Raw genomic sequence first — 7,430 nt, forward strand, 5'->3', positions numbered from 1 at the left:
GTGCGGACACCCATCCCACAAGAAAATTTGGGATGTTTTTTTATTTGTCAGTCCCTTACAAAAATGGACGGGAGTTTGAAAGCCCTGGAAGAATAGGTACGTATGTAAACCGTTTTGAAAACATAGAACCGACTGGTAACACAGTTGGGTTAGATGTCGGTTTGAAGGAATACTACACTCAAGCTGATGCTGTAACCTTTGTAGTTCGGTAGTTTTACTTTTTCGATTTCACCGAGAATCAGTGACATAGAAAAAGTTTTAGCCAAAAAGCCAGGGTTTTGCCGTATCAAGAGAACCAAGTTCTTAATTTTGGATAAAGTCGAGCTAAGAAGTTGTTTGACTATTATCCATGTGTGAATTTTGATTAAGAAAAACTGAGAGCCATCAATTCTTCTGTTATGTCGAAGTTAGCTGTGACATTTTGCACGTCATCCAAGCCTTCTAGAGTATCAATTAACTTGAAAAGCGATCGCGCCTGATCTGGATCGGTAACTTCTACACTATTACTAGGAATCCAGCGAAACTCGGCATCAGTTACCTTAAAGCCTTGATTTTTGAGCGTCTGACTAAGGGTTTCTAAATTGCCAATATCAGTAAAAACTTCAGCTATCTCATCTTCAGTCATCTCATAAGATTGGGCACCGCCTTCGAGGGATGCTTCTAAAAGCTGTTCTTCGTCAATCACACCCTGTACGACACAAACGCCTTTTTGCTCAAACATCCAGCCAACGCAACCTGTTTCACCAAGATTGCCACCATTTTTACTAAAAGCTACACGTAAGTCAGCAGCAGTGCGATTGCGATTATCTGTGAAGGCTTCGATTAAAATCGCTACACCACCGGGGCCGTAACCTTCGTAGCGAATCGCCTCAAAGATAGCGTTATCACCGCCAAAAGTGCCTGCACCTTTTGCGATCGCTCGTTCAATATTATCATTGGGGATACTTGCTGCCTTTGCCTTGTCAATTGCCGTGCGAAGTTGAAAATTCAGCGCCGGATCTGGTACGCCGCTTCTAGCCGCCACAATAATCGCCCGCGATAACTGAGTAAAGGTTTTCCCCTTTTTTGCATCTACTACCGCTTTTTGGCGCTTAATATTTGCCCATTTACTATGTCCTGCCATAATCTGAAATTATCAAAACTCTATTAAAGATTAGGATATAAACGCTTGCAAAAACCATCACTTAAGATAATTGTGCAACTCTACATGAGAGTGGCAAAGTTATGTTGAAAAAGAGGCAAGGGAGCAGGGAGCAAGGGGGCAGGGGAAGACAAGGAGGACAAGAGGGATAAGGGAAAATTATTAAATAAGTATTCTCCCTTGTCTCCCCCCTCTCCCTCATCTCCCTGCTCCCCTGCTTCCTGCCCCCTGCTCCCTGCTTCTTTGTTCAAGGAGCTACGAGAATTGATCAATTATTTTAACCAACATCATGGACAATTTTTTTTCGCCTCCTCGCTATGCCAAGCGAAAAAGAAAGAAAGTGTCACACTATCTTAGGAGATTACTACTTGTATTATTCGTAGGCATAATAGCTTTAGTTGGATGTCAAAGTATTCTACCTGGTATTAAGGAAGATAAAGTAATTCATTTAACCCTGTGGCAAGGTGTAAATCCGCCGCCAAATCGGGATGTGCTGCAAAAGTTGGTAGACAAATTCAATCAATCCCACCCAGATATTCAGGTAGAGTCGCTTTATATTGGGCAACAGGATCAGCAAACGCCCAAGATTTTAGCAGCAGTGGTAGGAAATGCACCCCCAGATTTATTATGGTACAATCCGACGATCGCAGGTCAATTGGTAGAACTGAATGCGCTTTTACCTTTGGATGAAATGCTGGAGGAATCTCCAATCAAAGCCGAAATTGACCCCGCTTTGTATGGCTCAATGAAATACAACGGTAAAATTTGGTCTGTACCCTTTGCTACAAATAATGTTGGTATTTTTTACCGTCCGAGTTTGTTTAAAGCGGCAGGGATTACTGAATTACCCCGCACTTGGCAGGAGTTTGCACAAGTTGCAAAAAAATTAACTCGTGATACCAATGGCGATGGACGAACCGATCAATATGGGATGTTTCTACCTTTGGGAAAAGGAGAATTTACAGTGTTCACCTGGTTGCCGTTTATGTGGAGTGGCGGCGGCGAGTTGGTGAGTGGTGATTCACAGAATGCAGCAGCAGTAAATTTGCAAGATAATCAAGGTGCGATCGCAGCTTTGCAATTCTGGCGTGATTTAATTACAGAGGGTTCCGCGATTTTATCTGGCCCAGAACGGGGTTATGAGACAGATGACTTGCTGAGTGGTAAAGTCGCAATGCAATTAAATGGCCCTTGGACTCTGGGGCAACTTCAAGAGACTGGTGTCGATTTTGATGTTTTTCCCATTCCGGTTGGGCAAAAATCTGCTACTGTTATTGGTGGTGAGAATCTCTTCTTTTTCAAAACCACGCCAGAACGTCAAACGGCAGCTTTTAAGTTTGTTGAATATGCTTTAAGTGAAGAATTTCAGACAGAATTAGCATTGGGAACTGGTTATTTACCAGTGAATCTGAAGTCTCGTGAAAGTCCAAAATATCAGGATTTTATCAAAAAAATACCACAGGTAAAGGTATTTTTAGATCAAGCTAAATATGGGCGATCGCGTCCCATATTTCCTGGTTATAATCGCATTTCTGACAGTCTAGGTCGGGCGATTGAATCTGTATTGTTGGGTAAAAGTTCGCCAGCAGACTCACTCAAAGCAACACAGCAACGTTTGGATTTGATTTTCAAGTGATTAAAGCGCGTAGTTTACCGCACTTCGGCAAGCTCAGTGACCACCGTAGGCATCGCATCCTGTTTAAATCAATACGCTTGGGTTAATATCATTGCTTTGTGAGGCTGCGCCAAATTTTCTTTCTTTCTTTGTGTCCTTTGCGCCCTTGGCGGTTCGTTCATCATATATTCATACAGAATTGGTATAAGTCTTAACTCTTTATCAAAGTCAATTTTTTTAACGAACCGCAAAGGACGCAAAGAAGAGGCAGCGCGGTCTTGGGGGTTTCCCCCATGAGCGACTGCCGTCGCAAAGCAAGAGAAGGAAGAGGAGAAAGAAATGCTTAACTGAACTGTATTGCCGTTTAAATTACAAATGGTTCAAGTTCGCGGTTGTACCACTCATCTTCAATACGTTCTGTAACCAACGGTCTGATGATAAACTTGGGCGGACTACCATCGAGAACATCAATCCGCACACATGAGTAAGGCAGGCGGTTCTGAAAATTGGAATCATGACGACCCACAAAAAGCGTTGAATCGGCAACTTTCCGAGTGGGTTTACCTGCAATTTCCGTAAAAGTCTCCATCAATTCAGTCCCCTTTCGCCGTTGATAGCGGGGACGATGACCACTACCACCAGAGATAATGCAGTTAATGTGAGAGTCAGCAAATCCGGTATCAGTTGTGAGAAGATGCTCCAAACAGTGAGCGTGACCATTTAAAATCAAATCGACTATGGGACGTTCTTTAATTAGAGAACCAAGAGTTTCTGCCACTTGTTCAAACACCCAGCGCAAGCGGTGGCGAACCGCTAAGGTTTGTGCCTGATTCCACTTGGTAGCCTCTGTGACGAATGGCGGATGGTGAAAAAAGATTACACGTCCGCGCACTTCGGAGGTGTTCCAAGATTCAATGAGTCTGCTTCGCAACCATTCAAGTTGTTCAAAATCGATCGCAGGCATTTTATGAGATGCCAATTGCTTTTCAATATCGATTTTGATCTCGTTTATTTGATCTAATTTGGCGCTAAGTTCATCAAGTTCTTCAGCTTCCGTGGGTTTATCCGGGTTGAGGCGATCGCATATTCCCAAAATCTGCAATTCTTCTCGATCTATTTCCTGACGACGCTTTTGCAATTCCCGACGGTAAATTTCACCCTCTTGAGTTGCAGGTAAAGGTGATGGTGTATTAAAGGTATTAGAATCCAGTGCAAAAAAGTCAATCCCGCCGTAACGAAAGGTGTAATAGCGATTGGGTAAGCGAGTAAACTGTCCAGGTTCGTAACGCAAACACCGTCCTGTGTCGGTCTTAGCAGTGTAGTGTCGATCTAAATGACGTTCTAATTCTTGTGGGGACATCCCTTGGGTATAATCGATAAATGCCCGTGCATAAGCGTTCCCTTGATACGATCCATGCCAACCAATCTCGATATCTTTGTAGCGGAACAGGCGACGTAATGAAAATGTTGTTCCAGTCAATAAACGGTATATCAACGGTACATCGTAGTAATCATGATTACCTGGTACTGGCAAGAACGGCGTATTAAACACCATCCGGTCATAAGGAATGCCTTTCGGGTTGTCGCCACCTACAAGAAATTCCCGGTAAGGCTCAATAAAGTTTGTTGAATAATACTCTTGAGAACCAACCACATAGATTACATCACCTGTGTGCAACACAAAACTGCAATCATCCCGGTGAGTCAGCATCAATTCGGCAACTTTTCGCTGGGGGTGATGGGGAGAATGGGATTTAGTGCCGGAATCACCGATAACCATAAAGGAAAATTCTGGACTATCTTCCCTGCGATCGTCAATAACCATGCTGGTTTGGTCAATTCCCCGTTGCACAAAACTTGGATGCATCCACCGCACCCGTTCCTTCATCTTTTGAATTTTTACAGGAATCGGTGGATCGGAAATCAATTTCATGGCTGATAACTCTTGAATGCTTAACGCACAAGCTGATTGTAACGAAATAAGAAGGATTTTATTTGAAATTAAGACTTACGCACTCAAAATCTGAAATCTCAATCTCCCCTTAAAAAAGCTTGGGTCTTTATCTTGTGCGATCGCAAAAGTATATGCTACTATCAATATTCGTGTGGTTAAGGACGTATAGCTCAGTTGGTTAGAGCGCTACGTTGACATCGTAGAGGTCACTGGTTCGAATCCAGTTACGTCCATTTACAAGCAATATACAGTAAGGGTTTCAGAAATAACTGGATTTGAACATCACCAGTTTTTACCCCTTATTGACACAAATCTGACCGAAACAATTTTGGATTTTGGACTTCGACTTCGCTCAGTCGAACGATTTTGGATTAAATCTAAATCTAGAATCCAAAAAACGGTTTCAAGCCCCTGAATTCATTCATAGAGAAACAAAAAACAATTCCTTTTTCAAGCCTCCGACTTCAGTCGTGGGGTCAATCCAAAATCGTCAATCCAAAATCGAGTGACCTAGTTTTAGCATCAGATTAGTATCCTAATTTTATATCCGTGCAGCGCTAAATCCCCGTTACAAAACTGTATTTCCTCTCTTCTCTACGAGACGCTCCGCGAACGTAGCGGGGCGTAGCCCATTCCGACTTTCGACTTCTTTAATCCCCAGTCCCCAACAAATGAATCAATGCTTCTACTAGAACTTGATTTTGTTCATCTGTGCCAACAGTAATACGTAATTTATCATCTAGCCCAGGCTGCTTGAAGTAACGGATTAAAATTCCCTGTTCTTTCAGTTTTTGATAGAGATATTCCGCGTTTCTTTGTGGAGGCTGTACCAGCAAAAAGTTAGTTTGGGAATCCCAGATATGAAAACCTAATTGTTTCAAGTCTGTTGATAGCTGATGACGTGATGCTTTAATCTTTGCCACACAAGCATTTTTATAAGCTTGATCGGTAATAGCAGCCGTACCAATTGCACAAGCGATCGCATCAATGTTATAGCTATCCTTCACTTTAAACAGTCCCTGCAACAGTTTAGGATTCGCCACTCCAAATCCCAATCGCAGTCCAGCCAACGAGTACCCTTTAGAAAGTGTGCGAATTATGATGACATTTTCGTATTCGTTTACCAAAGCCAACGCATTCTCTTCGGTAAAATCTACATAAGCTTCGTCAATCACTAAAACTCCAGCTAACTGACTGGCTAACTGTCGTAGTTCATTAGTTGCTACCAGATGCCCCGATGGACTATTCGGCGACGCAATGAATGTGACAGCACCATTGGCAGCAATCAGTTCTTCCAAAGGTAAACTGTAGTCCTCGTTGTAAAGAATCTCAATAATTTCCGCAGCCTGCATTTCTGCTAATGTGCGATATAGCACATAAGTTGGCATCGGATAAACTACCTTCTTTCCAGGTTCTGCACAGGCTCGAATTACTACACTCAACAATTCGTCACTGCCATTTCCTACAATAATCCAATCGCTAGGAACTCCTAAAACTTTACTTGCGGCTTGCCGAAATTCCCCGCCGAAAGGTTCTGGATACCTCCGCAACCACTCCCCCTCGATATTTCGCAGTACAGCTAATGCCGCAGGGGAAGGAGGATAGGGGTTCTCGTTGCTGTTGAGTTTGATTATCTGTGTACCGCGTTGGGGCTGCTCACCAGGAACATAGCTAGCCATTGCATCAACATTGGAGCGAAAGTAGTTAGTCATAGGGCATTGGGTATGTATCTTAAGCAAATTTCAACCCGCAATTTCTGACGATATCGTTTTTTGTCGTTTACATCTAGGACTTACGCAAGAGTTACGGAATAACGAACCGCAGAGGGGCAGAGGACAGGGAGAAATCAGAGTTTGAGAGATATTTTGCACTTATTTCCCCCTCAAAAATGTTTATGTTTAAGTTTCGTTAGAGAATAAAGGTAGAGCGCAGAGGGTCAGAGGGACAAGAGAAGAAAACAATGCCCCATGCCCACTTGCCCTGAGCGACTTGTGCCGAGTGAAGTCGAGGTAAGCCGAAGGGATGACAAATGACAAATGACAAATTACCGATATATTATTTTTTACAAACCCTATGGCGTTCTCAGCCAATTTACAAAAGATGCTCCCACACATAGCACCCTGAAAGATTATATAGATGTACCTGATGTCTATCCTGTAGGACGCTTAGACTGGGATAGTGAAGGGTTACTGCTGTTAACGAATGATGGACAATTGCAACATCGCCTTGCCCATCCGCGTTTTGGTCATAAACGTACTTACTGGGTACAGGTAGAGCGAATTCCAGATGAAGATGCGATCAAAAGGTTGCAAACAGGCGTAGAAATTCAAGATTACCGCACTCAACCAGCACAAGTTAGGCTCTTATCAAAAGAGCCAGAGCTACCTGAACGTACCCCGCCAATTAGATTTCGCAAAAATGTACCGACAGCTTGGCTGGAAATGACTTTGACAGAGGGAAAAAACCGCCAAGTCCGGCGCATGACTGCGGCTGTTGGGTTTCCGACTTTGCGACTGGTCAGGGTCAGCATAGCCCACCTCCGATTAGATGACCTAAAATTGGGTCAATGGCGTGATCTCACCACGTCTGAACTCCAATTTATTTCTTTTTAGAGACGACAGGAAGAGGGTAGAGGAGTAAAGGGGGATGAGGGAGCAGGGAGCAAGGGAGAAGAGTTTTCCCCCTGCCCCCCGCCCCTCTGCCTCTTTTCCATGCCCAAT

At 43.4% G+C, this 7,430-nt stretch carries 6 protein-coding genes and 1 tRNA gene; 4 read left to right on the top strand and 3 right to left on the bottom strand.

From position 1 onward, the window contains the following. Window positions 1-212 (top strand): hypothetical protein (locus HWQ36_RS15135; protein WP_292704149.1); only part of this gene is annotated, 212 nt, incomplete at its 5' end. 152 nt (window positions 213-364) lie between these two features. On the opposite strand, the gene HWQ36_RS15140 is transcribed toward HWQ36_RS15135, so the two are convergent. Further along, window positions 365-1,123 (bottom strand): YebC/PmpR family DNA-binding transcriptional regulator, encoded by a 759-nt coding sequence (locus tag HWQ36_RS15140; protein ID WP_292704152.1) that lies wholly within the window; start codon window positions 1,121-1,123, stop codon window positions 365-367. A gap of 307 nt (window positions 1,124-1,430) precedes the next feature. Between HWQ36_RS15140 and HWQ36_RS15145 the strand changes: the two genes are divergently transcribed. Beyond that, window positions 1,431-2,777 carry an ABC transporter substrate-binding protein gene (locus HWQ36_RS15145; RefSeq protein WP_292704155.1) on the top strand — a complete coding sequence of 449 codons (1,347 nt, stop codon included), beginning with the start codon at window positions 1,431-1,433 and terminating at the stop codon, window positions 2,775-2,777. A gap of 343 nt (window positions 2,778-3,120) precedes the next feature. On the opposite strand, the gene HWQ36_RS15150 is transcribed toward HWQ36_RS15145, so the two are convergent. Beyond that, a complete protein-coding gene (locus HWQ36_RS15150) occupies window positions 3,121-4,689 on the bottom strand; it encodes a metallophosphoesterase (RefSeq protein ID WP_292704158.1) in 1,569 nt (522 codons plus the stop codon). A 180-nt stretch (window positions 4,690-4,869) separates the two neighbouring features. Here HWQ36_RS15150 and HWQ36_RS15155 point away from each other — a divergent pair. Beyond that, window positions 4,870-4,943, top strand: a tRNA-Val gene (locus tag HWQ36_RS15155). 417 nt (window positions 4,944-5,360) lie between these two features. Here HWQ36_RS15155 and hisC read toward each other — a convergent pair. Next, a complete protein-coding gene (hisC, locus tag HWQ36_RS15160) occupies window positions 5,361-6,422 on the bottom strand; it encodes a histidinol-phosphate transaminase (protein WP_292704160.1) in 1,062 nt (353 codons plus the stop codon). 324 nt (window positions 6,423-6,746) lie between these two features. Here hisC and HWQ36_RS15165 point away from each other — a divergent pair, with 324 nt between their 5' ends. Continuing rightward, window positions 6,747-7,322, top strand: coding sequence for an rRNA large subunit pseudouridine synthase E (locus HWQ36_RS15165; protein ID WP_292704163.1), 576 nt, complete (start codon window positions 6,747-6,749; stop codon window positions 7,320-7,322). Window positions 7,323-7,430: the final 108 nt, after the last annotated feature.

Origin of the sequence: Nostoc sp. NMS2 (assembly GCF_017115105.1) — a bacterium.
Lineage (GTDB): Bacteria > Cyanobacteriota > Cyanobacteriia > Cyanobacteriales > Nostocaceae > Nostoc.